Here is a 25,847-nt window from a genome sequence, read left to right on the forward strand (position 1 = left end):
CCAATTCAGGCGGGATTGGGCAGCGCGAGGCGCGAGGAATCCTCTTCGGTCTCCTCGATGCGCGGGCGCTGGCCGTTCATGCGGGTGATGGCTTCGAGGTCGATGTCGCCGGTGACGTAGGTGCCGTCGAAGCACGAGGCGTCGAAGCCGTCGAGCGCCGGATTGAGCGAGCCGACGGCGCGCTTCATGGCCGCGACGTCCTGATAGATCAGCGCGTCGCAGCCGATCAGGGCGCGGATCTCCTCGACCGTGCGGTCGTGCGCGACGAGTTCGTCCTTGGTCGGCATGTCGATGCCGTAGACGTTGGGAAAGCGCACCGGCGGCGCGGCGCTGGCGAGGTAGACCTTGTTGGCGCCGGCATCGCGCGCCATCTGCACGATCTCGCGGCTGGTGGTGCCGCGCACGATCGAGTCGTCCACCAGCAGGACGTTACGGCCCTTGAATTCGCTGCCGATGACGTTGAGCTTCTGGCGCACCGACTTCTTGCGCACGCCCTGCCCCGGCATGATGAAGGTGCGGCCCACGTAGCGGTTCTTGACGAAGCCCTCGCGGTACGGGATGCCCAGCAGGTGCGCGAGCTGGGTGGCGCTCGGACGGCTGGATTCGGGGATCGGGATGATGACGTCGATCTCGCTGGGCGGCACGGTCGAGACCACGCGCTTGGCCAGCGCCTCGCCCAGGTTCAGACGCGCCTGGTAGACCGAGATGCCGTCGAGCACCGAATCCGGCCGGGCCAGGTAGACGAATTCGAAGATGCACGGATTGAGCGTCGGCGCGTCGGCGCATTGCGCGGACTGCACCTGACCCTGCAGGTCGACGAAGACCGCCTCGCCCGGCGCGATGTTGCGCTCGAACACGTGGCCCGAACCCTCCAGCGCGACCGACTCGCTCGCCACCATCACGGTGCCGTCGGCGCCGCGTCCCATGGCCAGCGGACGGATGCCGTAGGGGTCGCGGAACGCGAGCAGACCGTGGCCGGCGATCAGCGCCACCACCGCATAGGAGCCGCGCAGGCGCCGGTGCACGTTGCGCACGGCCTCGAAAAGCGTGTCGGAATTGAAGAAGCCGCCCCGCGTGGAACGCTCGATCTCGTGGGCCAGCACGTTGAGCAGCACCTCCGAGTCGCTCTCGGTGTTGGTGTGGCGATGGTCGGTGGAGAACAGCTCCGCGCGCAGCGCGTGGGCGTTGGTCAGGTTGCCGTTGTGCACCAGCACGATGCCGAACGGCGCGTTGACGTAGAAGGGCTGCGCCTCTTCCTCGCTGTAGGCGTTGCCGGCCGTGGGATAGCGCACCTGGCCCAGGCCGACGTCGCCCGGCAGCGCGCGCATGTTGCGGGTGCGGAACACGTCGCGCACCATGCCCTTGGCCTTCTGCATGAAGAACTTGCGCTCCAGCAGGGTGACGATGCCCGCCGCGTCCTGGCCACGGTGCTGCAGCAGCAGCAAGGCGTCATAGAGCAGCTGATTGACGGGCGCTTGACTGACGACGCCGACGATTCCACACATGAAACGATCCTCTCAAGGCAGGTAGCTTGCCAATTTGTCGGGCAGCGAGGGCTTGAGCCCCTGCAATGCCGCATCCAGAACCCCGGCGCTGCGCGATTCGTGCCACCAGGCACTTCCGCTCAGCGCCAGCAAATGAACCATGACCGCCAGCACCAGCAGCACCAGCGCGCCACGCGCCATGCCGAAGGCGCCGCCCAGCGCCCGGTCGACCGGCGACAACCCGACGGCCGTCACCAGCCGCCGCATCAGCGCCGCCATCAGCCCGACGCCGAACGCCACGGCCACGAACACCAGCACGAAGGCCAGCGGGTAGCGCCAGGCGGCATCGGTCTCGCCGATCGGCAGCCAGGCCGCCACCGCGACCGCGAAGGTCTGGGCGCACAGGAAGGCGGCGCCCCAGCCCAACAGCGAAATCACCTCGAACACCAGTCCCCGCGAGAAGCCATAGAGCGCCGACAGCCCGATCAGCGCGAGAGCCAGCCAGTCGAACGCAGCCACGACAGCCCGGGCGCGGCTACAGGCCGAGCACCGACGCCGGCAGGGCCAATCCCTTGACCTTGCCGGCGGCCTGGTCGGCCTCCGTGCGCGAGGCGAAGGGGCCGACCCGCACACGCGTGCGTTCGCCATCGGCCGTCTTCGCGACGTTGGTATAGGTCTTCAGGCCGGCGCGCTCGAGCTTCTGGCGCACCTCGCGCGCCTTGGCCGCATCGGCGAAGGCACCCACCTGGATCACGAACCTGCCGCCGGTCTCGCTGGCGGCGGTCGGTGCCGGTGCCGGCGTGGCCGCGGCAGCCTGGCGCGCGGCATTCTGTCCTTCGAGCAGGGCCCGCGCGCGGGCGCCGTCGTCGGCGGTCGTGGCCGGCTTGGGTGAAGGCGCTGGCGCGGGCGCGGGCTTGGCGGCGGTCTCCGGGCGGGTCTCGGTCTTGGGCTTGGGCTTGGGTTCGGGTCTGACCTCGGCCCGGGTGGACGCCTCGGGCTTCGCGGCGGGGGCCGGCGCCGGCACGGCGGCCGGGGTGGGCGCGCGCGTCGGGGGACGTTCCGTGGGCAGTTCCATGCCGTCGGCGGATTCGGTGATCACGGCACTGGACGACGGCGCGCGGGCGACGCGGTCTTCGCCGCCGTCGGTCCGGGCGGGGGCGTCGGACTTGGCCGTCGCCGAGGGTTGCGGCAAGGGCGCGACCTTGTTTCGGTCCGGGATCTCGATCGGGATGTCGACCGCGATCGGGCGCGGCTGGGTGTCGAACAGCAGCGGGAAGCCGATCACGCCGACCAGCAGGAGGATGGCCGCGCCGAGCAGCCGGTGGCGGGCGCGGCGGCGCATGGACTCGACGCTCTCCGCCGGCAGTGCGGCAGCGCTGGTGTTGCGCCCCTCGTTGGCCTGGGGGCCACGGGAGCGAAACTTGAAGAACGCCATGAAATTCGATTCCTGATGAGCAGCGTGGGAAGAAGCAGCGGGCCCCGTGCCATCAGGCCGATCGGGTGCCGGGCAGCAGGTGCTTGGCCTGCAGGCGGGGGGTGCCATGCTCGAGCACGCCACCGACCGTGAAGAACGATCCGAAGACCACGATTCTATCAGCCGGGTCCGCCGCCTCCAGGGCCGCGGCGAGGGCCGGCATGGGCGCCGCGTGCACGCTGGCGGCCGCGTCAGCGCGCTTGTTCTGCGCCTGCCACGCCGCCATCACGTCGCTCGCCCGGGCCGCGCGCGGGGTGGGCAGGTCGGTGAAGTACCAGCGGTCGATCAGCGGCCCGATGCGCCCCAGGATGGGCGCGAGGTCCTTGTCGGCCATGACGCCGAAGACGGCGTGCGTGGTCGGGTAGAAGCCCATGGCGTCGAGGTTCTCCGCGAGGGCCGCCACCGCGTGCGCGTTGTGCGCCACGTCCAGCACCAGCATCGGCTCGCCCGGCACGATCTGGAAGCGCCCGGGCAGCTCCACCATCGCCAGCCCGGTGCGCACGGCCTGCGCCGTGATCGGCAGGATCGGCCGCAGCGCCTCCAGCGCGGCCAGCACGCCGGCCGCGTTGATCAGCTGGTTGGCGCCGCGCAGGGCCGGATAGGCCAGCCCGCTGTAGCGCCGGCCGCGGCCGCTCCAGCCCCACTGCTGCTTGTCGCCCGAGACGTTGAAGTCGTGCCCGAAGCGCCAGAGGTCCGCGCCGATGGCGCGTGCGTGGTCGATCACGCTCTGCGGCGGCACCGGGTCGCTGACGATGGCCGGACGGCCGGGGCGCAAGATGCCGGCCTTCTCGAAGCCGATGCGCTCGCGGTCCGGCCCGAGCAGTTCCATGTGATCGAGGTCGATGCTGGTGATGACCGCGCAGTCGGCATCGATGATGTTGACGGCGTCGAGCCGGCCGCCCAGGCCCACCTCGAGGATCGCGACATCGGGCTTCGACGCGGCCATGCAGTGCAGGATGGCCAGCGTGGTGAATTCGAAATAGGTGAGCGTGGTGTCGCCGCGCGCGCGTTCCACGGCTTCGAAGTGCGCCAGCAGGTGGTCGCCCTCGACCGCCGCGCCGCGCAGCCGCAGCCGTTCCTCGAAGCGCACCAGGTGCGGCGACGTGAACACCGCCGTGCGGTAGCCCGCGTCCGAGAGGATCGACTCGAGCATCGCGCAAGTCGAGCCCTTCCCGTTGGTACCGGCCACGGTGATCACGGGGCAATCGAAGGCCAGGCCGAGCGTGTGCGCCACCGCACGCACGCGTTCGAGGCCCATGTCGATCGGTTTGGCGTGCAGTTGCTCGACGTAAGCGAGCCATTCGGCGAGGGTTTTCATGGAGCCCGGCATTGTCGCCCACCCGACACGCCGGCATGATGGCGCGATGACGACGACCCTCTACGGCCTGCCCCATTGCGACACCGTGCGCCGCGCCCGGGCCTGGCTCGACGCGCGGGGCGTGACCTACCGCTTCCACGACTTCAGGACCCAGGGCGTGCCCGAGGCCGAACTCGACCGCTGGCTCGACGCGCCGGGCTGGGAGGCGCTGGTCAACCGCCGCGGCACCACCTGGCGCCGGCTCGACGCGGCCACGCGCGCGGGCGTGACCGACGCGGCTTCCGCGCGGGCGGTGCTGATCGCGCACCCGAGCCTCGTCCGGCGCCCCGTGGTCGATTGGGGAGCGGACCACGCGGCGACGACCGGCTTCGACGCGGCGCGCTGGGAAAAGGTCACCGGCCGACCGGCCGATGCGGCGCATTGAACCCGGACGCCGCAAATCCCTCCAACGGATCCACGGGAGTCCTCGTCCCGACATTCATTCCTCCAAGGAGATCGACATGCAAGACAGCAGCAAGACGACACCCCGGGCCGCCCTCGGCCTCCTGATCGGCACGGCCCTGCTCGTCGGCCCGGTGCTGGCGCAGGCGCAGGCGCAAGGTCCGACCACCTATTCCTCCTCGTCCGCCCAGCCCACGCGCCAGGTCCAGGCCCGTGTCACCTCGGTCAACCAGGTCACCGACGCCAACGGTGGGATCGCCTACAACGTCACCTACCAGCACGAGGGACGCGCCTATTCGATGCGCACCGCCACCTACCCCGGTCCGACCGTGCCGGTGGAGGTCAACGCCTATGGCGTCGCCACGATGCCCGTGGGCGAGACGGGGTCGAACGTGACCTCGACGGCGGCGGCCGACGACCGCTCGCCCTGGGACCGGGTCGTGCCGGAACAGGGCGTCGTGGTGTCGGCCGGCTCGGCGCCCGCCGCGACCTCGTACTACCCCGCGCCCGCCTATGCCGCACCGCCGGTGTACGTGGCGCCGCCGCCCGTATATGTGCAACCGGGCTACGGGTACGGCTACGGTGGTTACGGCTATGGCTACGCCTCGCCCTTCTACGCGCCCGTCGGCGTGTCGCTGAACCTGGGCTATTCGCGCGGCTGGGGCGGCGGCCACCGCCACGGCGGCTGGCGCCGCTGAGCGCGGCCCTGGGCACGGCGCTCGCGCGGGGCGCGCCGGCCTAGAATTCCGCTCCTTCCACACCTTCTGCGCCACCGAACGGACGCGCTGGTGCGAAACCTGCTTTCCCTCGGGCGGAAACGCACCCTCGCACCACGGCCGGGCACCCCGCTATGACGATCAACGAATCCCTGGCCTGCACGGCCGTCGCCACCAAGGCCAACGTGTACTTCGACGGCAAATGCGTCAGCCACAGCCTGACGCTCGCCGACGGCAGCAAGAAATCGGTCGGCGTGATCCTGCCGTCCACCCTCACCTTCAACACCGGCGCGCCGGAGGTCATGGAAGGCACGTCGGGCCGCTGCGAGTACCTGCTCGCGGGCAGCAGCGAATGGATCGGCGCCGCCGCCGGCGAAAAGTTCAGCGTGCCCGGCGATTCCTCGTTCCAGATCCGCGTCGCGGGCGAGCCCTACAGCTACATCTGCCATTTCGGCTGAACCCGGAGTTCCATTCGCATGTCGACAATCCTGCAAAACGTACCCGCCGGCCAGAAGGTCGGCATCGCCTTCTCCGGGGGCCTGGACACCAGCGCCGCGCTGCACTGGATGAAGCAGAAGGGCGCGATCCCCTACGCCTACACCGCCAACCTCGGCCAGCCCGACGAGCCCGACTACGAGGAGATCCCGCGCAAGGCGATGCAGTACGGCGCCGAGCGGGCCCGCCTGATCGACTGCCGCAGCCAGCTCGCGGCCGAAGGGCTCGCCGCGCTGCAGGCCGGCGCGTTCCACGTCACCACGGCGGGTGTGACCTACTTCAACACGACGCCGCTCGGCCGCGCCGTGACCGGCACCATGCTGGTGTCGGCCATGAAGGAGGACGACGTCCACATCTGGGGCGACGGCAGCACCTTCAAGGGCAACGACATCGAGCGCTTCTACCGCTACGGCCTCCTGACCAACCCGGCGCTGAAGATCTACAAGCCCTGGCTCGACCAGCTGTTCATCGACGAGCTCGGCGGCCGCTCCGAGATGTCGGCGTTCATGACGGCGGCCGGCTTCGGCTACAAGATGTCGGCCGAGAAGGCCTATTCGACCGACTCCAACATGCTGGGCGCCACGCACGAGGCCAAGGACCTGGAAGACCTCGCCACCGGCATGCAGATCGTCAATCCAATCATGGGCGTCGCCTTCTGGAAGGACGACGTCCGGATCCAGCGCGAGACCGTCACCGTGCGCTTCGAGGAAGGCCGTCCGGTCGCGTTGAACGGCACGGAATATCCCGACCTCGTCGCGCTGATCCTGGAGGCCAACCGCATCGGCGGGCGCCACGGCCTGGGCATGAGCGACCAGATCGAGAACCGCATCATCGAGGCCAAGAGCCGCGGCATCTACGAGGCGCCGGGCCTGGCGCTGCTGTTCATCGCCTACGAGCGCCTGGTCACGGGCATCCACAACGAGGACACCATCGAGCAGTACCGCGACAGCGGCCGCAAGCTCGGGCGGCTGCTCTACCAGGGCCGCTGGTTCGACCCGCAGGCCATCATGCTGCGCGAGGCCGCGCAGCGCTGGGTGGCGCGCGCCGTCACCGGCGAGGTCACGGTCGAGCTGCGTCGCGGCAACGACTACTCGATCCTGAACACGGTGTCGTCCAACCTGACCTACAAGCCCGAGCGCCTGAGCATGGAGAAGGTCGAGGACGCGCCCTTCTCGCCGGCCGACCGCATCGGCCAGCTCACCATGCGCAACCTCGACATCGTGGACACGCGCGACAAGCTGGGCATCTACACCCGCACCGGCCTGCTCTCCCAGAGCGCCGGCGCCGCCCTGCCCCGCCTGACCAACGACGACGTGGCCGAATAAGCCCGTCGTCGGCCAGCGAAAAAGCCACCGGGACGCGGTGGCTTTTTTCATGCGCGGGGCGCGGAAGCGCGCTAGACCACCACGGGTTCGGGTTCCAGCCGGATGCCGAAGCGCTCGTACACGCTGGTCTGGATAGCCTTAGCCAGCGTCATCACCTCGCCGCCGGTCACCGGGCTTTCCGTGCCGCCCCGGTTGACCAGCACCAATGCCTGGCGCTCGTAGACACCGGCGTTGCCCACCGACTTGCCCTTCCAGCCGCAGGCGTCGATGAGCCAGCCCGCGGCCAGCTTCACGCTGCCGTCGGCCATCGGGTAATGCACGATCCTCGGCTCGCGCGCGATGATGTCGGCGCACTGCTCGGAAGTCACCGTCGGGTTCTTGAAGAAGCTGCCGGCGTTGCCCAGCACGCGCCAGTCGGGCAGCTTCGCGCGACGGATCTGGCAGACCCACTCGAAGATGTCGCGGGCGTCCGGCGTGAAGTTGCCGGTCTCCTCCATCTTGCGTTCGAGATCGAAATAACCCGCGACCGCCTTCCACGGCTTGGGCAGCCGGAAGCGCACCCGGGTGATCAGCGCGCGCCCGGCCAGACCGAAGTCGTTGGTGCCGCTGGCCGTGTGCTTGAAGACCGAATCGCGGTAGCCGAAGGCGCATTGCGCCGCGTCGAGCGTGAAGGTGCGGCCGGTCTCCAGGTCGATCGCGTCGAGCGAATCGAAGCGGTCCTGCAGCTCGACCCCGTAGGCGCCGATGTTCTGCACCGGCGAGCCGCCGACCGTGCCGGGGATCATCGCCAGGTTCTCCAGGCCGGGAAAGCCGTTCTCCACCGTCCATTGCACCGTCTCGTGCCAGTTCTCGCCGGCACCGGCCTCGACGATCCAGGCGCGCGGCGTGTCCTCCACCAGCCGCCGGCCCATGATCTCCACCTTGAGCACCAGCGGCTTGACGTCGCCCGTCAGCACGATGTTGCTGCCGCCGCCGAGCACGAACCTGGGCGCCTCGCGCCAGTGCGGATCGGCCTGCAACGCCAGCACGTCCGCCTCCGAAGCGATGCGCGCCAGATGCTGCGCGCGGGCGACGATGCCGAAGCTGTTGTAGGGCTGCAGGGGGACGTTGGACTCCACGATCATGTGAGAATTGTCGCATCCACCCCGCGCCATCCAGGACCCGCCATGCCTTCATTCGACACCGTCTGCGAACCCAATCTCCCCGAAGTCAAGAACGCCGTCGAGAACACGGCCAAGGAGATCGCCACCCGCTTCGACTTCAAGGGCACGGCCGCCTCCGTCGAGCTCAAGGACAAGGAGATCACGATGATCGGCGACGCCGAGTTCCAGCTCGTTCAGGTCGAGGACATCCTGCGCGCCAAGCTGACCAAGCGCAGCGTCGACGTGCGCTTCCTCGACAAGGGCGACGTGCAGAAGATCGGCGGCGACAAGGTCAAGCAGGTCATCAAGGTCAAGAGCGGCATCGAGACCGAGACCTCCAAGAAGATCCAGCGCCTCATCAAGGACAGCAAGCTCAAGGTGCAGGCCGCCATCCAGGGCGATGCCGTGCGCGTGACCGGCGCCAAGCGCGACGACCTGCAGGCCGCCATGGCGCTGATCAAGAAGGACGTGCCGGACATGCCGCTGAGCTTCGACAACTTCCGCGACTGACACGCGGCACCGGCGGCGCGGCCCGCGCCGGCCTGGCGCCGCCGCCCGCCTCTTCTTTTCTCCCCAGCCATCCGCCCGGCCCGCCGCCAATCACCGCGAGACCCCCTCATGCGCATCGCCCGGGCCCTTCCGCTGTCGACCCTGCTGCTGGCCGGCCTGCTCGCGGTGACGGGCGCGGTGCGCGCCGCGTCGTCGGTCACGCTGACCGGCACCATCGGCAACCGCGCGATCCTGGTGGTCGACGGCGCGGCGCCCAAGACCGTGGCGGTCGGGGAGCGGCACCGCGACGTGCGGCTGGTGTCGCTGCAGGACGGCCAGGCGGTGGTCGAGGCGGGCGATGGCCGACGCACCACCCTGCGCATGGACACGCCGGTGAGCGTCGGTGGCGCCGCGCGCGGCGGCGGCGGTGGCAACAGCAACGGCACCCGCATCGTGCTGCCGGCCGGCAGCGGCGGACACTTCCTGACCGACGGCCTCATCAACGGGCGCACGGTGCGCTTCCTGCTCGACACCGGCGCCACGTCCGTGGCGCTGTCCGTCGCCGACGCCGAACGCATCGGCCTGGACTACCAGGGCGGCACGCCGGTACGCATCGGCACGGCCAACGGCGTCGTGCAGGGCTGGCAGGTGCGGCTCGACGCGGTGCGGGTGGGCGACGTGGAGGTGGCCGGCGTGGAGGCCGTCGTCTCGCCGCAGTCGATGCCCTACGTGCTGCTGGGCAACAGCTTCATCGGCCGCTTCTCGATGCGGCGCGACAGCGACCAGATGGTGCTGGAGAAGCGCTACTGACCGGCGCGCAACGGCGCGCTCAGCGCTGCGCCGCCGTCACCACGATTTCGATGAGGTAGCCCGGGTTGGCCAGCGCGGCCTGCACCGTGGCGCGCGGTGGCGTGTGGCCGGCCGGCACCCAGGCGTCCCAGACCTCGTTCATCTCACCGATCCGGCCGATGTCGGTCAGGAAGATCTGCGTGAAGAGGATGCAGGTCTTGTCGCTGCCGGCCTCGGCGAGCAGGCGGTCGACCATCGCCAGCACCTGCGCGGTCTGGCCGCGCAGGTCGGCGGTGGTGTCGTCGGGAACCTGGCCGGCGAGGTGGACGGTGCCGTTGTGGACGGCGGTCTCGCTCAGTCTCGCGCCGACGTGGAAGCGTTGGATGTCGCCCATGGTGTATTGGTCTCGATGAGGTTTTGAGGAAAAAAAGAAGCGGTACTAGGACCGGGACGGCTAGGGCTTGTTCGTGCTCCCGAGCTTCGATTCGGTGCCCGCCGCCAGGCGGCGGATGTTCTCGCGATGCCGCCAGATCAGCAGCAGGCTGATGACCATCAGGCTGCCGAGCACCGTGCGGTCCGGCACCCAGGCGATGGTGCCGCCGACGACGAGGTAGAAGGCCGGCGCGAAACAGGCCGCGACGATCGACGCGAGCGACGAATAGCGGAAGAAGAAGGCGACGATGGCCCACGTGGTGCCGGTGGCCAGGCCCAGCAGCCAGTCGATGCCGAACAGCGCGCCCGCCGCCGTCGCCACGCCCTTGCCGCCCTGGAAGCCGAAGAACACCGGATAGAGGTGGCCGAGGAAGGCCGCCAGCCCGGCCAGCGCGGCGGTGCCCGGCCCCATGCCCAGGTCCGGCCCGACCAGGCGGATGATGAACACCGGCACCCAGCCCTTGAGCGCGTCGAGCAGCAGCGTCGCCAGCGCCGCGCCCTTGCGGCCCGAGCGCAGCACGTTGGTCGCGCCGGGGTTGCCGCTGCCGTAGCTGCGCGGATCGGCCATGCCCAGCGAGCGGCTGACGATCACGGCGAAGGACAGCGAGCCCAGCAGGTACGACAGGACGATCGCGATGAACGAGGGAAGGTGAAAGCTCAAGGGGGTCTCCGGGGACTGGGGGCACCAGGTGCCATGCCGCGCTCGCGGCGGTCGGCCGTCGTCGTCGAGCCGGCTATTCTGCCAGCGCGCACTGCACCGGTCGCGCGCCCAGCAGCGTCACGCACACCCGGGGATCGATGCCGATCAGGTAGCCGCGGCGGCCACCGTTGATGGCGATCCAAGGCAGTTCCAGTATGGTCGATTCGATGAACACCGGCATGGCGCGCCGGGTGCCGAAGGGCGAGGTGCCGCCGACCCGGTAGCCGCTGTGGCGGTCGGCGACCTCCGGCCGGCACGGCGCGACCGACTTGGCGCCGATCTGGCGGGCGAGGTTCTTGGTCGAGACGGTGCGGTCGCCGTGCATCAGCACCAGCAGCGGCTTCGCGTCCTGATCCTGCATGACGAGCGTCTTGACCACGGTGGCGGGTTCGAGGCCGAGCACGGCGGCGCTGTGACGGGCACCGCCGTGCTCGAGGTAGTCATACGGATGTTCGGTGAAGGCGATGCCGTGGGCACGCAGCAGCTGCGTCGCCGGGGTTTCCGAGACGTGGGTCTTGCGAGTTGCCACTTTTCCTCCTCGACCCATGAGCATGGGCTTCGCGTCCTATCGCAGCCTGGCCAGGTCGATCGCAGCGGCCATGGCGCCATAGCCGATGTCGTTCGGATGCAGGTGATCGCCACTGTCGTAGATCGGGTTGATCTCCGCCGGGGCCGTCGGGTTCTGCATGACCCGGTCGAAATCGATCACGCCATCGGCGTCGCGATTGGCCCTGATCCAGGCATTGACGACCTGCCTGTCTGCATCGACCGACGCCGGACAGAAGGCTTCGCCCTTGCACGGCATGATGGTGCCGACCAGCACCTTGAGACCCTTCGCCTTGGCCTTGGCGACCGCCGTGGTCATCGACGCGATCACCTGGTCCGTCGTCACGGCCTGGGCCGGGAAGCGGAAGGAATTGCGCAGGTCGTTGATCCCCAGGAAGACGATGGTGTGCGTGACACCCGCCACCCCGAGCACGTCGCGGTCGAATCGGCTGTTCGCGTTGGGACCGAAGACATCGATGAGCCAGCGGTTGCCGGCGATCCCCGAATTGACCACGCCGGTGCGCGCGAAACCTGCCGCCTTGAGCATGTCGTCGAGTTGGTTGGGCAGACGCTTGGACGCATCGACGGTGGATCTGTCGCCGTCGGTGATCGAGTCGCCGAACATCACCACCACGTTGCCCTTCTCGGTGCTGGAGGTCTCGACCACGGTCAGTCCGTAGTAGGACTGGCGCTGGTCGGCTTCCGTGGCCGGGATCGTGGCGGCCGAGAGCTGATTGCCTGCGCCGATGTAGGCCGTCTGACGGCCCAGCGCATGCACCGTGCCCAGGACGTTGGACGACGCGAAATACATCGTCACCGCCATGTTGGTCAACGGCACGGCGGTGAATGCGATCGAATCGCTCAGTCGCTCCTCGCCGGCCGCGATGGTGACGGTGGGCTGGCCATTGAAGGTCACCACCCGGCTGCTGGCCACGTCGATGCCGGAACCCCCCGTGCTACTGGCCACTTCCGCGCCCGACACCGTGATCGGCGCCTTGCCGAACAGGTTCGAAACCTTGATCCGCACCCGGTCGCCGCCCAGCGACAGACGCAGCACCTGCCGCACGGACTGGTTGTTGAAGACTTCGACGACCGGTGTCGTTCCGGCCCGGACCTGCGTGGCGTCCATCATGGAGGCGGTCCAGGACGCGTAGCGGCTGCCTTCCAGCGACGAGGTGCCGTCGTCGCCACCTCCACCGCCGCCACAACCCATCAGGCCGACGGCGAGCGCCGCGGCGGCGATGAAGGATCGGGCGATGAATGTGCGGGAGCGAGGGGTGTCGTTGCGGGAGTTCATGGTTTTGTCTCGAATCGTTTTTGTTTGATGGTGGACGTGGCCGTGGATCGTCCACGCTCCCGTCTTCTACCCGACGCTCAATTCGCCGGATCGCGCAGTTCCCACCGGATCCGGTCGATCTCCGCCAGGATCTCGGGCGAGAGCGTCGTGCCCCACGCATCGACATCCTCGTCCAGCTGCGCCACCGACGTCACGCCGATGATCGTGCTGGCCACCTGCCATTTCGTGTAGCAGAACGCCAGCGCCAGCTGCGTCGGCGTCAGGCCGTGGTCGCGGGCGAGCTGGTTGTAGCGGCGCGCGGCGGCCAGCGCCTCCGGGCGGCCCCAGCGCTGCTTGCGCACGGATTCGTAGCTCGCGATGCGCGCGCCCCTGGGCGCATCCGGCCCGTCGATGCCGCTCTGGTCGTACTTGCCCGTCAGCAGGCCGAAGCCGAGCGGCGAATAGGCGAGCAACGAGACGCCCAGCCGGTGCATCGTCTCGTCCAGCCCGTTCTCCAGCGCGCGGCTGACCAGGCAGTAGACGTTCTGCACCGTCGCCACGCGCGGCAGGCCGTGCTGCTCGGACAGGCGGACGAACTCGTGCACGCCGTAGGGCGTCTCGTTGGACAGGCCGATGTGGCGCACCTTGCCGGCCTTGACCAGGCCGCCGAGCGCTTCGAGCTGTTCGTGGATCGACGTGGCGGAGGTCTCCTTGGCCGGGTCGTAGTACAGCGTGCCGAAGACCGGAACATGACGCTCGGGCCAGTGGATCTGGTAGAGGTCGATGACGTCGGTGCGCAGGCGGCGCAGGCTGGCCTCGCAGGAGGCGACGATGTCGGCGGCCGTCATGCCCGTGCCGGATCGGACCCAGGGCATGCCGCGCGACGGACCGGCGACCTTGGTGGCCAACGTGACCTTGTCGCGCGCGCCGGGCCGGCTGGCGAACCAGCGCCCGATGATGGCTTCGGTGGCGCCGTAGGTCGCCTCGCGCGCCGGCACGGCGTACATCTCGGCGGTGTCGAGGAAGTCGATGCCGCGTTCGAGCGCGCGGTCGAGGATGGCGTGGGCGGCGGGCTCGTCGACCTGCTCGCCGAAGGTCATGGTGCCGAGGCAGATGGGGGTGACGTGCAGGTCGCTCTGCCCGAGTCGGATGCGTTGCATGGTGGGGGCGGCCGTGGGGGCACGGCCGTGGGGAAGATGAACAGGAGAGTCACTCTAACGCGCCCTCGCACGCCCGCTTCCACGGCTTTCTATGATCGGCGCCATGTCCACCCTGTCCATCTACGAACCCCGCCTCGCCTCCCGCAGCGAGACCGTCGACGTGCGCGGCCTGCCCTACCACGTCCGCCTGTGGGGGGCGCCCTCGGCGGCGCGGCCGCCGCTGGTGCTGCTGCACGGCTGGATGGACGTCGCGGCCTCGTGGCAGTTCGTGGTGGACGCGCTGGCGGACGCCCGCTTCGTCGTCGCGCCGGACTGGCGCGGCTTCGGCCTGACGCCGGGCGGCCCGGGCGGCGCGGTCGACAACCACTGGATGCCGGACTACCTCGCCGACCTCGAATGGCTGCTCGACCACTTCGCCGGCGCGACGCCGGTCGACCTCGTGGGCCACAGCATGGGCGGCAACATCGCGATGCAGTACGCCGGCGTGCGGCCGGCCCGGGTGCGGCGGCTGGTCAACCTCGAGGGCTTCGGCATGCCGGCCCTGACACCGCAGGACGCGCCCCGGCGCTACGCCGACTGGATCGACCAGCTCAAGCGCCTGCACCGTGGCGAGCTGGACCTGCAGACCTACGACGGCCCCGAGGGCGTCGCGCGGCGCCTGATGAAGACCAACCCGCGCATCGCGCCGGACAAGGCGCGTTGGCTGGCGCGCCACTGGGCCGCGCCCGTGGACGCGCGCGCGGGCGAGGTCGACGCGGCCGGCGACGGCGGCCGGCGATGGGCCATCCTGGGCGATGCCGCGCACAAGGTGGTCAACGCGAACATCTACCGCGCCGACGAGGCCGTCGCCATCCACGCGTGCATCGCCGCGCCGGTGCTGGCCGTCGAGGCCGCCGACGACAGCTTCGCGCGCTGGAAGGGCCGCTACACGCGCGCCGAATACCACGCGCGGCTGGCGGCGGTGCCCGACGCCCGCATCGCGGTGGTGGCGGACGCCGGGCACATGCTGCACCACGACCAGCCCGCGCACGTCGCACGGCTGATCGAGGACTTCCTGCGGCCGCCCGCGGCCTGATCGCCCGGCGCCGACGCGCCGGTCCCGGCCGCGCCAGCGGCACCTCGCGTTCCTCTCCGACAGGGTCTCGGCACGCCGCGCTGTCAGACTCGGTGGCTTTTTCCGCCGCTTCCCTCCCGCTCGCATCCATGAACAAGACCGACTCTGTCATCGACCCGCACGCCTTCGAACGCATGCTGTCGCGCAACGTGAAGCTGCCGCTGCTGGGCGGCCTGTTCGGTGCGGTGCTGTTCGTCGCGCTGATCGCCTACCTGCTCTCGGTCATCGGCTGGGTCGAGCACACCGACCGCGTGACCCACAACGTGAGCGAGGCGCAGCGCCTGAGCGTGGACCTGGAGACCGGCATGCGCGGCTTCGTCATCACGGGCGACGACAGCTTCCTCTCCCCCTACGACAGCGCGCAGCCGCAGATCGCCAAGAGCCTCGCGCTGGTGCGCGAGATGGTCAAGGACAACCCGGCGCAGGCCGAGCGGATCGACCGCATCACGACCCTGCAGGCGGCCTGGAACCAGTACGCGAGCGAAGTCATCGCCCTGCGCCGCAACGGCGGCGACTACCTCACCGCCATGCGTCGCGGCCAGGGCAAGCGCCTGACCGACGCCATGCGCGCCGACTACGCCGAGGTCATGAACGTCGAGCAGCAGCTGCGCTTCGAGCGCAACAACCAGGCCAACAACACCAGCCTGGCCGTGATCGCCGCCTTCCTCCTTTTCACGCTCACGCTGACCGGGCTGCTGGCGTATTTCGGACGGCGGCAGCTGGTGCGCCTGTCGGAGGACTACGGGCGCACGCTGGCCCGCCAGGAGGCCGCGGCCGCCGAACTGGCCGAGCAGGCCTGGGTGCGCAGCCGCCAGACCGAACTCGCCGGACGCCTGGTGGGTGAGCTCGGATTGCGGGACGCCGGCGCCCAGGTCCTCGAATTCTTCGCCCGCCACGTCGACAGCCCGGTGGGCGCGCTGTACGCGCGCGACGGCGATGGGGCCTTCGTCCGGATCGCGAGCCACGGCTTCTCCCGCGAGGCGGAGGACTCGACCCAGGTCTTCGCCCCGAACCAGGGGCTGGTCGGTCAGGCGGCGACCGGCCGGCGCCTGCTGCGCGCGGAGCCGCTGTCGGCCGACTACCTCCAGGTCAATTCGGGCCTCGGGCACATGGCCCCGACGGCCGTGCTGCTGCTGCCGGTGGCCGCGGACGGACAGGTCAACGGCGTCGTCGAACTGGGCTTCCTCTCCAGCCCGGAGGGCCGCACGACCGAACTGCTCGAACTGGTGGCCGACGACATCGCCAACGCCATCTCGGCCGCGCGCTACCGCGAGCAGCTCCAGGAGGTGCTGGCCGAGACCCAGCAGCTCAACGAGGAACTGCAGGTCCAGCAGGAGGAACTGCGCACCTCCAACGAGGAACTGGAGGAGCAGTCGCGCGCGCTGCGCGAATCGCAGGCGACCCTGGAGAACCAGCAGGCCGAACTCGAGCAGACCAACGACCAGCTCGCCGAGCGCACCGAGGCGCTCGACCTGCGCAACGCCGCCCTGCGCCGCGTGCAGGCCGACCTGGAGGACCGCGCCAGCGAACTCCAGCGCGCGAGCCGCTACAAGTCGGAGTTCCTGGCCAACATGTCGCACGAGCTGCGCACGCCGCTCAACAGCGCCCTGATCCTGTCGAAGCTGCTGGTGGACAACCCCCAGGGCAACCTGACGCCCGAGCAGGTGCGCTTCGCCCAGTCGATCCACTCGTCGGGCAACGACCTGCTGGAGCTCATCAACGACATCCTCGACATCGCCAAGGTCGAGTCCGGCAAGCTCGACATCGTCGTCGAGACGGTGCCGCTGGCCGCGCTGGCCGACAGCCTGTCGATGACCTTCGCGCCGCTGGCGAGCCAGAAGCAGCTGGATTTCCGGATCGAGGTGGCGCCGGACGCGCCGCCGACGCTGGTCACGGACCGCCACCGGGTCGAGCAGATCCTGAAGAACCTGCTGGCCAACGCGATCAAGTTCACCGAGCACGGCACGGTGTCGCTGACGGTCGGCGCCCTGCCCGGCGGCGGCGCGAGCTTCGCCATCACGGATTCGGGCATCGGGATCGCGGCCGACCAGCAGGAGCTCATCTTCGAGGCCTTCCGCCAGGCCGACGGCACGACCAGCCGGCGCTACGGCGGCACCGGCCTCGGACTGTCGATCTCGCGCGACCTCACGCGGCTGCTCGGCGGCACGCTGGGGGTGCGCAGCACGCCCGGCGCGGGCAGCACCTTCACGCTGGGCCTGCCGGCCACCGCGCCGCAGGCGGCGAACGGCATGGGGCGCGCGGTCGCGGGCGCCGCGCCGCCGCCCGGTCCCGCCGAAGCCTCCCGCGCGCCGACGACGGCGGCCACGGGCCCGCGTGGCGCCACCTCGGCGTTCTCGACCTTCGCGTCGCCGCCACCGGCGCCGCGCACGGCCCCGCGGGCGCCGGCCGCAGGCGCCGGCACGCGTCATGACGCCCCGGTCGCTTCCGCCCCGCCCTTCGCCGACGACCGCCTGTCGACGCAGACCGAGGGCCGGCGCGTGCTGGTGATCGAGGACGAGCCCCAGTTCGCGCACATCCTCTACGACCTCGCGCACGAGCACGGCTACCGCTGCCTGGTGGCGCACGGCGCGCACGACGGCTTCGACCTCGCCGTGCAGTTCCTGCCGGACGCCGTGCTGCTGGACATGCGCCTGCCCGACGCGCCCGGCCTGAGCGTGCTGCAGCGCCTGAAGGACGAGCCGCGCACCCGCCACATCCCGGTGCACGTCATCTCGGGCACCGACCACGTCGAGACCGCGCTGCACATGGGCGCGATCGGCTATGCGATGAAGCCGACCTCGCGCGAGCAGCTGCGCCAGGTCTTCGACAAGTTCGAGCAGAAGCTCACCCAGAAGCTCAAGTCGGTGCTGCTGGTGGAGGACGACGCCATCCAGCGCGAGGCGGTGACGCGATTGATCGGCGACGAGGACATCGCCATCACGGCCGTCGAGTCGGGCGAGGAAGCGATGGCGCTGCTGCACGAGCGCGTCTTCGACGTCATGATCACCGACCTGCGACTGCCCGACATGCAGGGCAGCGACCTCCTCAAGCGCATGTCGAGCGAGGACATCCGCTCGTTCCCGCCGGTGATCGTCTACACGGGGCGCAACCTCACCCGCGACGAGGAATCCGAGCTGATGCGCTACTCGCGCTCGATCATCATCAAGGGCGCGCGTTCGCCGGAACGCCTGCTCGACGAGGTGACGCTGTTCCTGCACAAGGTCGAGGCCGACATGACCAGCGAGCGGCGCACCATGCTGCGCACCGCGCGCGGACGCGACCGCGTCTTCGAGGGCCGGCGCGTGCTGCTGGTGGACGACGACGTGCGCAACATCTTCGCGCTGACCAGCGCGCTGGAGCAGCGCGGGGCCATCGTGGAGATCGGCCGCAACGGCCGCGAGGCGCTGGAGAAGCTCGACCGCGTGCCCGACATCGACCTGGTGCTGATGGACGTCATGATGCCGGAGATGGACGGCCTGGAGGCCACGCGCCGCCTGCGCCAGGACCCGCGCTTCGCCAAGCTGCCGGTGATCACCATCACCGCCAAGGCCATGAAGGACGACCAGGAGCAGTGCCTGGCCGCCGGCGCCAGCGACTACCTCGCCAAGCCGGTCGACCTGGACCGGCTGTTCTCCCTGATGCGGGTCTGGATGCCGCGCCTGGAGCGCCTGTGACGCGGTTCGCGACGCGCACCGCGCCGCCGCCCTCGGTCACCGAGATCGAGCTGCGCCTGCTGATGGAGGCGATCTACCTGCGCTACAGCTACGACTTCCGCGACTACACGGGCGCCTCCCAGAAGCGGCGCGTGACGCACGCGCTCGGCCAGCTCGGCCTGGCGAGCATCTCCGACCTGCAGGAACGCGTGCTGCGCGATCCGGCCGTGTTCGCGCAGCTGCTGCAGTTCCTGACCGTTCCGGTGAGCGAGATGTTCCGCGACCCGGCGTACTTCCTGGCCCTGCGCCGGCAGGTGCTGCCGGTGCTGGAGACCTACCCGTCCATCAAGATCTGGATCGCCGGCTGCAGCACCGGCGAGGAGGCCTACTCGATGGCCATCATGCTGCGCGAGGAAGGCCTGCTGCAGCGCGCACAGATCTACGCCACCGACATCAACCCGGTCTCGCTGGAGAAGGCGCGCCAGGGCATCTTCCCGCTGGAGGCGGTGCGCGGCTACACCACCAACTACCAGCGCTCGGGCGGCCAGCGGGCGTTCTCCGACTACTACACCGCCGCCTACGACGCCGCGCGCTTCGACCCCTCGCTGTGCGCCGACGTGATCTTCGCCGACCACAGCCTGGCCACCGACAGCGTGTTCGCCGAGACGCAGCTCGTGTCGTGCCGCAACGTCCTGATCTACTTCAACCGCACCCTGCAGGACCGGGCGCTGGGATTGTTCCACGAGTCGCTGTGCCACCGCGGCTTCCTGGGGCTGGGCTCCAAGGAGAGCATCGACTTCTCCGGTTACGCCACCCGCTTCGGACCGCTCGCGCGGGACGAGCGCATCTACCGCAAGGCGTCATGACGGGCCCGGGGACGTCGAAGCCGCCCGCGCACGCGGCGCGGCGCGGCATCGAGGCGATCGTCATCGGCGCGTCGGCCGGCGGCATCGAGGCGCTGCTGGCGATGCTCGGCCGCCTGCCGGCCTCCTGGCGCCTGCCGGTGGTGGTGGTGGTGCACCTGCCCGAGCACCGCGAGAGCCTGCTCGCGCGGGTGTTCTCCCAGCGCCTGGCCGTGCGCGTGCTCGAAGCCGCCGACAAGGCGCCGGTCGAACCCGCCACGGTGTATTTCGCGCCGTCGGGCTACCACCTGTCGATCGAGCGCGAACGCGTCTTCTCGCTGAGCTGCGAGCCGCCGGTGCTGTGGTCGCGGCCCTCGATCGACGTGCTGATGGCGTCGGCCGCCGACGCCTACGGCGCCGCGCTGGCGGGCTTCGTGCTCACCGGCGCCAACCAGGACGGCGCCGAAGGCCTGCTGCGCATCCGCCAGGCCGGCGGCTTCACCGCCGTCCAAGACCCCGCGGACGCCGAGGTCGATACCATGCCCCGTGCGGCCCTCGGCCGCCACGCGCCGGATGCCGTGCTGCCACTGGGCGGCCTGCGCGACCTGCTCTTGCAACTGGACCCATTCCATGCCGATTGATGTCGAGAGCAAACTGCTCATCGTCGACGACCTTCCCGACAATCTCCTGGCGCTCGAGGCGCTCGTGCGCGGGCCGGAACGCCGCGTCTTCCAGGCCGCCTCCGCCGACGACGCGCTGGCGCTGATGCTGGAGCACGAGTTCGCGATCGCCATCCTGGACGTGCAGATGCCCGTCATGAACGGCTTTGAACTCGCCGAGATGATGCGCAGCACCGAGCGCACGCGCCACATCCCCATCATCTTCGTCAGCGCCGCCGGGCGCGAGCTGAACTACGCCTTCCGTGGCTACGAGAGCGGCGCCGTCGACTTCCTGCAGAAGCCGCTCGACCCGCAGGTGGTGCGCAGCAAGGTCAGCGTCTTCGTGGACCTGCACCGCCACCGCAAGGCGCTGCGCCACGAGATGGAGGCCCTGGCGGCCTCGCACCGCGAGCAGGACGCCCTGGTCCACCAGCTGCAGGCCGCGCAGACCGAACTGCAGCGCGCCGTGCGCATGCGCGACGACTTCATGTCGATGGTCTCGCACGAGCTGCGCACGCCGCTCAACACGCTCTACCTGGAGACACAGGTGCGCAAGATGCACCTCGGCCGGGGCAACCTCGCGCCCTTCTCGCCCGAGCACCTGCCGGCCATGATCGAGCGCGACCAGCGCCAGATCCAGAACATGGTGCGCCTGATCGACGACATGCTCGACGTCACGCGGCTGCGCCAGGGCGCGCTGTCGATCCGCCCGAAGCCGTTCGATCTGGCCGCGATGGCGCGCCGCGTGGTCGAGAGCCTGGCCAACCAGGCCGACGCCGTCGGCTCCACGCTGGAGCTGCACGCGCCCGCCGAGGTGCCGGGCACCTGGGACGAGTTCCGCATCGAGCAGGTGCTGACCAACCTGCTGACCAACGCGCTGCGCTACGGCGGCGGCAAGCCGGTGGCCGTCGAGGTCGCGGCCGGGGCCGGCGGCCGCGTCCGCATGAGCGTGCGCGATCGCGGCATCGGCATCGCACCCCAGGACCAGGCGCGCATCTTCGAGCAGTTCGAGCGCACCGACGACAGCCGCCGACACGCCGCCGGCCTCGGCCTGGGCCTGTTCATCACGCGCGAGATCGTGCGTGCGCACGGCGGCGCGATCACGGTGGAGAGCCGTCCGGGCGAGGGTTCGTGCTTCGAGGTCACGCTGCCGGCGCGCCCGCCGGCCGAGCCGGCGTCGCCATCGATCCCGCCCCGCGTCCCGACGACCGCGCGGGCATGAGAAAATGTGCGGTTTCCCCCGACCACTTTCAGGACACCCCATGGACGCAGAACAAATCAACCAAATCGGCGCAACCCTCTCGGACCTGAGCGTCAGGACGGTCGATCTCCGGAGGTATCTTTGACTACGATGCCAAATCCGAACGCCTGAGGACGGTCAACGCCTCGCTCGAGGACCCCACCGTCTGGAACGACCCCAAGAAGGCCCAGGAACTCGGGCGCGAGAAGAAGTCGCTCGACGACGTGGTCGTCACGCTCGACCGGCTCACCAGCGGCCTGTCGGACAACACCGAGCTCTTCGAGATGTCCAAGGCCGACGGCGACATGGACGGCCTGGCCTCCATCGCCGACGACGCCGCGCTGCTGGAAGCCGACATCAAGCAGCTCGAGTTCCGCCGGATGTTCAGCAACCCGGCCGACCCGCTCAACGCCTTCGTCGACATCCAGGCCGGCGCCGGCGGCACCGAGGCCTGCGACTGGGCCAGCATGCTGCTGCGGCAATACCTGAAGTACGCCGAGCGCAAGGGCTTCAAGACGCAGATCGAGGACGAGACGCCGGGCGACACCGCCGGCATCAAGGGCGCCACCATCAAGGTCGAGGGCGACTACGCCTTCGGCCTGCTGCGCACCGAGACCGGCGTGCATCGCCTGGTGCGCAAGTCGCCCTTCGACTCCTCGGGCGGGCGCCACACCAGCTTCGCGAGCATCTTCGTCTATCCCGAGATCGACGACTCGATCGAGATCGAGATCAATCCGTCGGACGTGCGCACCGACACCTTCCGCGCCTCGGGCGCCGGCGGCCAGCACATCAACAAGACCGACTCGGCGGTGCGGCTCACGCACATCCCGACCGGCATCGTCGTGCAGTGCCAGGACGGCCGCAGCCAGCACAGCAACCGCGACGTCGCCTGGAAGCGCCTGCGCTCGCGGCTCTACGACCACGAGATGCGCAAGCGCCAGGAAGAGCAGCAGAAGCTCGAGGACAGCAAGACCGACGTCGGCTGGGGCCACCAGATCCGCAGCTACGTGCTGGACAACAGCCGCATCAAGGACCTGCGCACCAACGTCGAGATCTCCGCCACGCAGAAGGTGCTCGACGGCGATCTCGACGCCTTCATCGAAGCCTCGCTGAAGCAGGGCGTCTGATGGCCGCGGAAAACGCCGGCAACGGCGCCCTGCCCCGCATCGAAGCCTTCATCTTCGACATGGACGGCACCATGATCGACTCCATGCCCTGGCACGCCAAAGCATGGGGCGAGTTCGCGCGCCGGCGCGGCCTGGCGCTCGACGTCGACGACCTGATGCGCCGCACCACCGGACGCAATGCGTTCGAGTGCGCCTGCGAGCTGATGGAACGCACCGTCAGCGCCGACGAGAGCGCGGCGATCACGCACGAGAAGGAATCGATCTACCGCGCGCTCTTCGGTGCCGCCTTCGCGGAGGTCGCCGGCTTCCGGGAGTTCGCGGCGCTGGCCGCCGCGCGTGGCCTGAAGGTCGCCGTGGGCACGGCGGGCGATCGCCACAACATCGAGTTCGTGATGTCGCGCCTGGGCATGGACCCGCCGCCGCTGGCCATCGTCGGCGGCGACGAGGGCCTGCCGGGCAAGCCGCAGCCGGACATCTTCCTGGAGGCCGCCCGCCGCATCGGCGTCGCGCCCGGACGCTGCGTGGTGTTCGAGGACGCGCCCTTCGGCATCGAGGCGGCACGGCGCGCCGGCATGCGCGCCGTGGCCGTCTGCACCACCCACACCCCGGCCGAACTCGCGGGGCCGCACGTCGTGGCGGCCGTGCGCACCTACGAGAACCTGGTCCTTTCCGACTTTCTGGAGACATTCGATGCTGCAACTGCGTGATGGACAGGCCCCCGTCGATCCGATGGCGGTCCTGCGCGAGGACTACGTCGCGCCGGCCTGGTGGATCGACACCGTCGAGCTGACCTTCGACCTCGACCCGGCCAAGACGCGCGTGCTCAACCGCATGCGCCTGCGCCGCAACCCCGACAGCCCCGGCGGGCCGCTGCGCCTGGACGGCGACGAGCTCAACCTCGCGCGCGTGCTGGTCGACGGCCAGGGCGCGTCGTTCCGCATCGAGGCCGACCAGCTGGTGATCGACAACCTGCCCGAGTCCTTCGAGCTGGAGATCTTCACCACCTGCTGCCCGATCAAGAACACCAAGCTCATGGGCCTGTTCGTGAGCGAGGACACCTTCTTCACGCAGTGCGAGGCCGAGGGCTTCCGCCGCATCACCTACTTCCTCGACCGTCCCGACGTGATGGCGAACTACACCGTCACGCTGCGCGCCGACAAGGCCGCCTACCCGGTGCTGCTGTCCAACGGCAACCTGGTGGACAGCGGCGAGCTGCCCGACGGGCGCCACTTCGCGCGCTGGGTCGACCCGTTCCGCAAGCCGAGCTACCTCTTCGCGCTGGTGGCGGGCCGGCTGGTGGCGCGCGAGCAGCGCATCACCACGCGCGCCGGGCGCGACCACCTGCTGCAGGTCTACGTGCGCGCGGGCGACCTCGACAAGACCGAGCACGCGATGAATTCGCTGATCCACTCGGTGCTGTGGGACGAGGCCCGCTTCGGCCTGCCGCTGGACCTCGACCGCTTCATGATCGTCGCCACCAGCGACTTCAACATGGGCGCGATGGAGAACAAGGGCCTGAACATCTTCAACACGAAGTACGTCCTGGCCAGCCAGTCCACCGCCACCGACGCCGACTTCGCCAACATCGAGAGCGTGGTCGGCCACGAGTACTTCCACAACTGGTCGGGCGACCGCGTGACCTGCCGCGACTGGTTCCAGCTGTCGCTCAAGGAGGGCCTCACGGTCTTCCGCGACCAGGAGTTCAGCATGGACCTGTGCGCCGACGCGTCGGCGCGCGCGGTCAAGCGCATCGAGGACGTGCGGGTGCTGCGCACCGCGCAGTTCCCCGAGGACGCCGGCCCGATGGCGCACCCGGTGCGGCCCGACAGCTACATCGAGATCAGCAACTTCTACACCGTCACGATCTACGAGAAGGGCGCCGAGGTCGTGCGCATGATGCAGACGCTGGTGGGCCGCGCCGGCTTCGAGCGCGGCATCACGCTGTACTTCGAGCGCCACGACGGCCAGGCCGTGACCTGCGACGACTTCGCCCAGGCCATCGCCGACGCCAACCCCGACACCGAACTCGCCCGCCTGCTGCCGCAGTTCAAGCGCTGGTACGCGCAGGCCGGCACGCCGCGCTTGGCCGCCCACGCCCGCCACGACGCCGCCGCCGGCACCTACACGCTGCGCTTCGAGCAGCACTGCCCGCCGACGCCGGGTCAGCCGACCAAGCTGCCGGTGGTCATCCCGGTCAACCTGGGCCTGCTCGACGCCGACGGCCGCGAGATCGCGCTGCGTCTGGAAGGCGAATCCGACACCGGCGACGCGCGCCCGGGCACCCGCACGCTGGTGCTGACGCAGCCGGTGGAGTCCTTCACCTTCACCGGCATCGGCGCCGAACCGGTGCCCTCGATCCTGCGCGGCTTCAGCGCCCCGGTGATCCTGGACTTCCACTACACCGACGCGCAGCTGCTCGCCCTGCTCGCCCACGACACCGACCCGTTCAACCGCTGGGAGGCCGGCCAGCGCCTGGCCTTGCGCAGCGCGATCGCCGCCATCACCGGCCACGGCACGAACCCCGGCGGCGACGATGCGGTGCTCGATGCCAGCTATGTCGACGCCATGCGCGGCGTGCTGCGCGACGCGACCCTGGACGCGGCATTCAAGGAACTGGTGCTCACGCTGCCCTCGGAGACCTACGTCGCCGAGCAGCTCGACGTGGTCGACCCCCAGCGCGTCCACGTCGTGCGCGAAGCCATGCGCGCGCAGCTCGCCACCGCGCTCGCGGCCGAGTGGGCGGCGGTCTACGACGAGAACCACGACACCGGCGCCTACACGCCCGACCCGCGCTCGTCCGGACGGCGCGCGCTGGCCGGCATGGCGCTGTCGAACCTCTGCCTGGCCGCGCGCCGCTCCGGCGACACCGTCTGGCCCGGACGGACCCTGCAGCGCTTCAAGGACGCGGCCAACATGACCGACCGCTTCAATGCGCTGGCCGCCCTGGTCTCGTCGGGTCACCCGCTGGCCGAGCCGGCGCTGGCCCGCTTCCACGCCCTGTTCAAGGGCGAGGCGCTGGTCATCGACAAGTGGTTCTCGCTGCAGGCCGGCGCGCCCGACCGGGGCGGCGACGTGCTGCCGCAGGTGCGGGCGCTGATGAAGCACCCCGACTTCTCGCTCAAGAACCCCAACCGCGCCCGCAGCGTGATCTTCAGCTACTGCAGCGCCAACCCCGGGGCGTTCCATCGCGCCGACGCCTCGGGCTACGTGTTCTGGAGCGACCGCGTGATCGAGCTGGACGCCATCAATCCCCAGGTGGCGGCCCGCCTGGCGCGCGCGCTCGACCGCTGGAACAAGCTCGCCGAGCCCTACCGCGGCGCGGCGCGCGAGGCGATCGTCCGGGTGGCCAACCGGCCCGGCCTGAGCAAGGACACGCAGGAAGTCGTCAACCGCGCCCTGGCCGATCCGGCCGGCGCGACCTGAAA

General features: G+C 70.0%; 24 protein-coding genes. 14 read left to right on the forward strand and 10 right to left on the reverse strand.

The window, feature by feature from the left end; genetic code table 11:
- Positions 1–5: 5 nt before the first annotated feature.
- Genes purF through folC form a run of 4 tightly spaced genes read right to left on the reverse strand, consistent with a single transcriptional unit; the run spans position 6 to position 4,288 of the window.
- Positions 6–1,505 (reverse strand): amidophosphoribosyltransferase, encoded by a 1,500-nt coding sequence (purF, locus tag NF681_14075; GenBank protein UST53437.1) that lies wholly within the window; start codon positions 1,503–1,505, stop codon positions 6–8.
- A gap of 12 nt (positions 1,506–1,517) precedes the next feature.
- Positions 1,518–2,003: a CvpA family protein gene (locus NF681_14080; GenBank protein UST53438.1), complete on the reverse strand. Its 486-nt coding sequence runs from the start codon at positions 2,001–2,003 to the stop codon at positions 1,518–1,520.
- Between the two features lie 16 nt (positions 2,004–2,019).
- Positions 2,020–2,919 carry an SPOR domain-containing protein gene (locus tag NF681_14085; GenBank protein ID UST53439.1) on the reverse strand — a complete coding sequence of 300 codons (900 nt, stop codon included), beginning with the start codon at positions 2,917–2,919 and terminating at the stop codon, positions 2,020–2,022.
- Between the two features lie 52 nt (positions 2,920–2,971).
- Positions 2,972–4,288 carry a bifunctional tetrahydrofolate synthase/dihydrofolate synthase gene (gene folC, locus NF681_14090; GenBank protein ID UST53440.1) on the reverse strand — a complete coding sequence of 439 codons (1,317 nt, stop codon included), beginning with the start codon at positions 4,286–4,288 and terminating at the stop codon, positions 2,972–2,974.
- 34 nt (positions 4,289–4,322) lie between these two features.
- Between folC and NF681_14095 the strand changes: the two genes are divergently transcribed.
- The 4 genes from NF681_14095 (at position 4,323) to argG (ending at position 7,253) form a co-directional block, all read left to right on the forward strand.
- Positions 4,323–4,700: a Spx/MgsR family RNA polymerase-binding regulatory protein gene (locus NF681_14095; GenBank protein ID UST53441.1), complete on the forward strand. Its 378-nt coding sequence runs from the start codon at positions 4,323–4,325 to the stop codon at positions 4,698–4,700.
- Positions 4,701–4,776: 76 nt separating this feature from the next.
- Positions 4,777–5,415 (forward strand): hypothetical protein, encoded by a 639-nt coding sequence (locus NF681_14100; GenBank protein UST53442.1) that lies wholly within the window; start codon positions 4,777–4,779, stop codon positions 5,413–5,415.
- Between the two features lie 152 nt (positions 5,416–5,567).
- Positions 5,568–5,891 carry a pyrimidine/purine nucleoside phosphorylase gene (locus tag NF681_14105; GenBank protein UST53443.1) on the forward strand — a complete coding sequence of 108 codons (324 nt, stop codon included), beginning with the start codon at positions 5,568–5,570 and terminating at the stop codon, positions 5,889–5,891.
- 18 nt (positions 5,892–5,909) lie between these two features.
- Entirely contained in the window at positions 5,910–7,253 is a 1,344-nt protein-coding gene (argG, locus tag NF681_14110) for an argininosuccinate synthase (protein ID UST53444.1), read from the forward strand.
- Between the two features lie 71 nt (positions 7,254–7,324).
- Here the strand turns inward: argG and murB are convergent, their stop codons facing one another.
- Complete coding sequence (murB, locus tag NF681_14115; GenBank protein UST53445.1) at positions 7,325–8,377, reverse strand: UDP-N-acetylmuramate dehydrogenase; 1,053 nt, start codon at positions 8,375–8,377, stop codon at positions 7,325–7,327.
- Positions 8,378–8,419: 42 nt separating this feature from the next.
- Between murB and NF681_14120 the strand changes: the two genes are divergently transcribed.
- Both NF681_14120 and NF681_14125 read left to right on the forward strand, forming a co-directional pair.
- Positions 8,420–8,905 (forward strand): YajQ family cyclic di-GMP-binding protein, encoded by a 486-nt coding sequence (locus tag NF681_14120; protein UST53446.1) that lies wholly within the window; start codon positions 8,420–8,422, stop codon positions 8,903–8,905.
- A 108-nt stretch (positions 8,906–9,013) separates the two neighbouring features.
- Positions 9,014–9,694: a TIGR02281 family clan AA aspartic protease gene (locus NF681_14125; GenBank protein ID UST53447.1), complete on the forward strand. Its 681-nt coding sequence runs from the start codon at positions 9,014–9,016 to the stop codon at positions 9,692–9,694.
- Between the two features lie 19 nt (positions 9,695–9,713).
- Here NF681_14125 and NF681_14130 read toward each other — a convergent pair whose 3' ends face one another.
- The 5 genes from NF681_14130 to NF681_14150 form a co-directional block, all read right to left on the reverse strand.
- Positions 9,714–10,067, reverse strand: a complete 354-nt coding sequence (locus tag NF681_14130) for a RidA family protein (GenBank protein UST53448.1) — start codon at positions 10,065–10,067, stop codon at positions 9,714–9,716.
- A gap of 60 nt (positions 10,068–10,127) precedes the next feature.
- Complete coding sequence (gene plsY, locus NF681_14135) at positions 10,128–10,766, reverse strand: glycerol-3-phosphate 1-O-acyltransferase PlsY (protein ID UST53449.1); 639 nt, start codon at positions 10,764–10,766, stop codon at positions 10,128–10,130.
- A 73-nt stretch (positions 10,767–10,839) separates the two neighbouring features.
- Positions 10,840–11,352 carry an aminoacyl-tRNA deacylase gene (locus NF681_14140; GenBank protein ID UST55782.1) on the reverse strand — a complete coding sequence of 171 codons (513 nt, stop codon included), beginning with the start codon at positions 11,350–11,352 and terminating at the stop codon, positions 10,840–10,842.
- Between the two features lie 18 nt (positions 11,353–11,370).
- Entirely contained in the window at positions 11,371–12,648 is a 1,278-nt protein-coding gene (locus NF681_14145; protein ID UST53450.1) for an SGNH/GDSL hydrolase family protein, read from the reverse strand.
- A gap of 77 nt (positions 12,649–12,725) precedes the next feature.
- A complete protein-coding gene (locus NF681_14150; GenBank protein ID UST53451.1) occupies positions 12,726–13,787 on the reverse strand; it encodes an aldo/keto reductase in 1,062 nt (353 codons plus the stop codon).
- A 103-nt stretch (positions 13,788–13,890) separates the two neighbouring features.
- Between NF681_14150 and NF681_14155 the strand changes: the two genes are divergently transcribed.
- The 8 genes from NF681_14155 (at position 13,891) to pepN (ending at position 25,845) form a co-directional block, all read left to right on the forward strand.
- Positions 13,891–14,862 (forward strand): alpha/beta hydrolase, encoded by a 972-nt coding sequence (locus NF681_14155; GenBank protein UST53452.1) that lies wholly within the window; start codon positions 13,891–13,893, stop codon positions 14,860–14,862.
- A gap of 128 nt (positions 14,863–14,990) precedes the next feature.
- Positions 14,991–18,575, forward strand: a complete 3,585-nt coding sequence (locus NF681_14160) for a response regulator (GenBank protein UST53453.1) — start codon at positions 14,991–14,993, stop codon at positions 18,573–18,575.
- 62 nt (positions 18,576–18,637) lie between these two features.
- Positions 18,638–19,420 carry a protein-glutamate O-methyltransferase CheR gene (locus tag NF681_14165; GenBank protein ID UST55783.1) on the forward strand — a complete coding sequence of 261 codons (783 nt, stop codon included), beginning with the start codon at positions 18,638–18,640 and terminating at the stop codon, positions 19,418–19,420.
- Positions 19,417–20,037, forward strand: a complete 621-nt coding sequence (locus NF681_14170) for a chemotaxis protein CheB (GenBank protein ID UST53454.1) — start codon at positions 19,417–19,419, stop codon at positions 20,035–20,037. Before NF681_14165 ends, NF681_14170 begins: the two co-directional genes overlap by 4 nt.
- Positions 20,027–21,277, forward strand: a complete 1,251-nt coding sequence (locus NF681_14175; GenBank protein ID UST53455.1) for a hybrid sensor histidine kinase/response regulator — start codon at positions 20,027–20,029, stop codon at positions 21,275–21,277. Before NF681_14170 ends, NF681_14175 begins: the two co-directional genes overlap by 11 nt.
- A gap of 40 nt (positions 21,278–21,317) precedes the next feature.
- Positions 21,318–22,422, forward strand: a protein-coding gene (gene prfB / locus NF681_14180; protein UST53456.1) for a peptide chain release factor 2 whose coding sequence is annotated in 2 segments (ribosomal slippage) — positions 21,318–21,398 and positions 21,400–22,422 — 1,104 coding nt in all. Because the reading frame shifts where the segments join, the coding sequence is not laid out codon by codon here.
- Complete coding sequence (locus tag NF681_14185; protein UST53457.1) at positions 22,422–23,129, forward strand: HAD family phosphatase; 708 nt, start codon at positions 22,422–22,424, stop codon at positions 23,127–23,129. The genes prfB and NF681_14185 overlap by 1 nt, the downstream gene beginning before the upstream one ends.
- Positions 23,113–25,845, forward strand: coding sequence for an aminopeptidase N (pepN, locus tag NF681_14190; GenBank protein ID UST53458.1), 2,733 nt, complete (start codon positions 23,113–23,115; stop codon positions 25,843–25,845). The genes NF681_14185 and pepN overlap by 17 nt, the downstream gene beginning before the upstream one ends.
- The last annotated feature ends 2 nt before the right edge of the window (positions 25,846–25,847 follow it).

The sequence above is a fragment of the Comamonadaceae bacterium OTU4NAUVB1 genome, assembly GCA_024372625.1.
Taxonomy (GTDB): Bacteria; Pseudomonadota; Gammaproteobacteria; order Burkholderiales; family Burkholderiaceae_C; genus Variovorax.

Bases quoted from the DNA above. Each gene is read 5' to 3' on its own strand.
- purF (UST53437.1), bottom strand. From the start codon at position 1,505: ATGTGTGGAATCGTCGGCGTCGTCAGTCAAGCGCCCGTCAATCAGCTG.
- NF681_14085 (UST53439.1), bottom strand. From the start codon at position 2,919: ATGGCGTTCTTCAAGTTTCGCTCCCGTGGCCCCCAGGCCAACGAGGGG.
- folC (UST53440.1), bottom strand. From the start codon at position 4,288: ATGCCGGGCTCCATGAAAACCCTCGCCGAATGGCTCGCTTACGTCGAG.
- NF681_14095 (UST53441.1), top strand. From the start codon at position 4,323: ATGACGACGACCCTCTACGGCCTGCCCCATTGCGACACCGTGCGCCGC.
- NF681_14100 (UST53442.1), top strand. From the start codon at position 4,777: ATGCAAGACAGCAGCAAGACGACACCCCGGGCCGCCCTCGGCCTCCTG.
- NF681_14105 (UST53443.1), top strand. From the start codon at position 5,568: ATGACGATCAACGAATCCCTGGCCTGCACGGCCGTCGCCACCAAGGCC.
- argG (UST53444.1), top strand. From the start codon at position 5,910: ATGTCGACAATCCTGCAAAACGTACCCGCCGGCCAGAAGGTCGGCATC.
- murB (UST53445.1), bottom strand. From the start codon at position 8,377: ATGATCGTGGAGTCCAACGTCCCCCTGCAGCCCTACAACAGCTTCGGC.
- NF681_14120 (UST53446.1), top strand. From the start codon at position 8,420: ATGCCTTCATTCGACACCGTCTGCGAACCCAATCTCCCCGAAGTCAAG.
- NF681_14125 (UST53447.1), top strand. From the start codon at position 9,014: ATGCGCATCGCCCGGGCCCTTCCGCTGTCGACCCTGCTGCTGGCCGGC.
- NF681_14130 (UST53448.1), bottom strand. From the start codon at position 10,067: ATGGGCGACATCCAACGCTTCCACGTCGGCGCGAGACTGAGCGAGACC.
- NF681_14140 (UST55782.1), bottom strand. From the start codon at position 11,352: ATGGGTCGAGGAGGAAAAGTGGCAACTCGCAAGACCCACGTCTCGGAA.
- NF681_14145 (UST53450.1), bottom strand. From the start codon at position 12,648: ATGAACTCCCGCAACGACACCCCTCGCTCCCGCACATTCATCGCCCGA.
- NF681_14150 (UST53451.1), bottom strand. From the start codon at position 13,787: ATGCAACGCATCCGACTCGGGCAGAGCGACCTGCACGTCACCCCCATC.
- NF681_14155 (UST53452.1), top strand. From the start codon at position 13,891: ATGTCCACCCTGTCCATCTACGAACCCCGCCTCGCCTCCCGCAGCGAG.
- NF681_14160 (UST53453.1), top strand. From the start codon at position 14,991: ATGAACAAGACCGACTCTGTCATCGACCCGCACGCCTTCGAACGCATG.
- NF681_14165 (UST55783.1), top strand. From the start codon at position 18,638: ATGGAGGCGATCTACCTGCGCTACAGCTACGACTTCCGCGACTACACG.
- NF681_14170 (UST53454.1), top strand. From the start codon at position 19,417: ATGACGGGCCCGGGGACGTCGAAGCCGCCCGCGCACGCGGCGCGGCGC.
- NF681_14175 (UST53455.1), top strand. From the start codon at position 20,027: ATGCCGATTGATGTCGAGAGCAAACTGCTCATCGTCGACGACCTTCCC.
- NF681_14185 (UST53457.1), top strand. From the start codon at position 22,422: ATGGCCGCGGAAAACGCCGGCAACGGCGCCCTGCCCCGCATCGAAGCC.
- pepN (UST53458.1), top strand. From the start codon at position 23,113: ATGCTGCAACTGCGTGATGGACAGGCCCCCGTCGATCCGATGGCGGTC.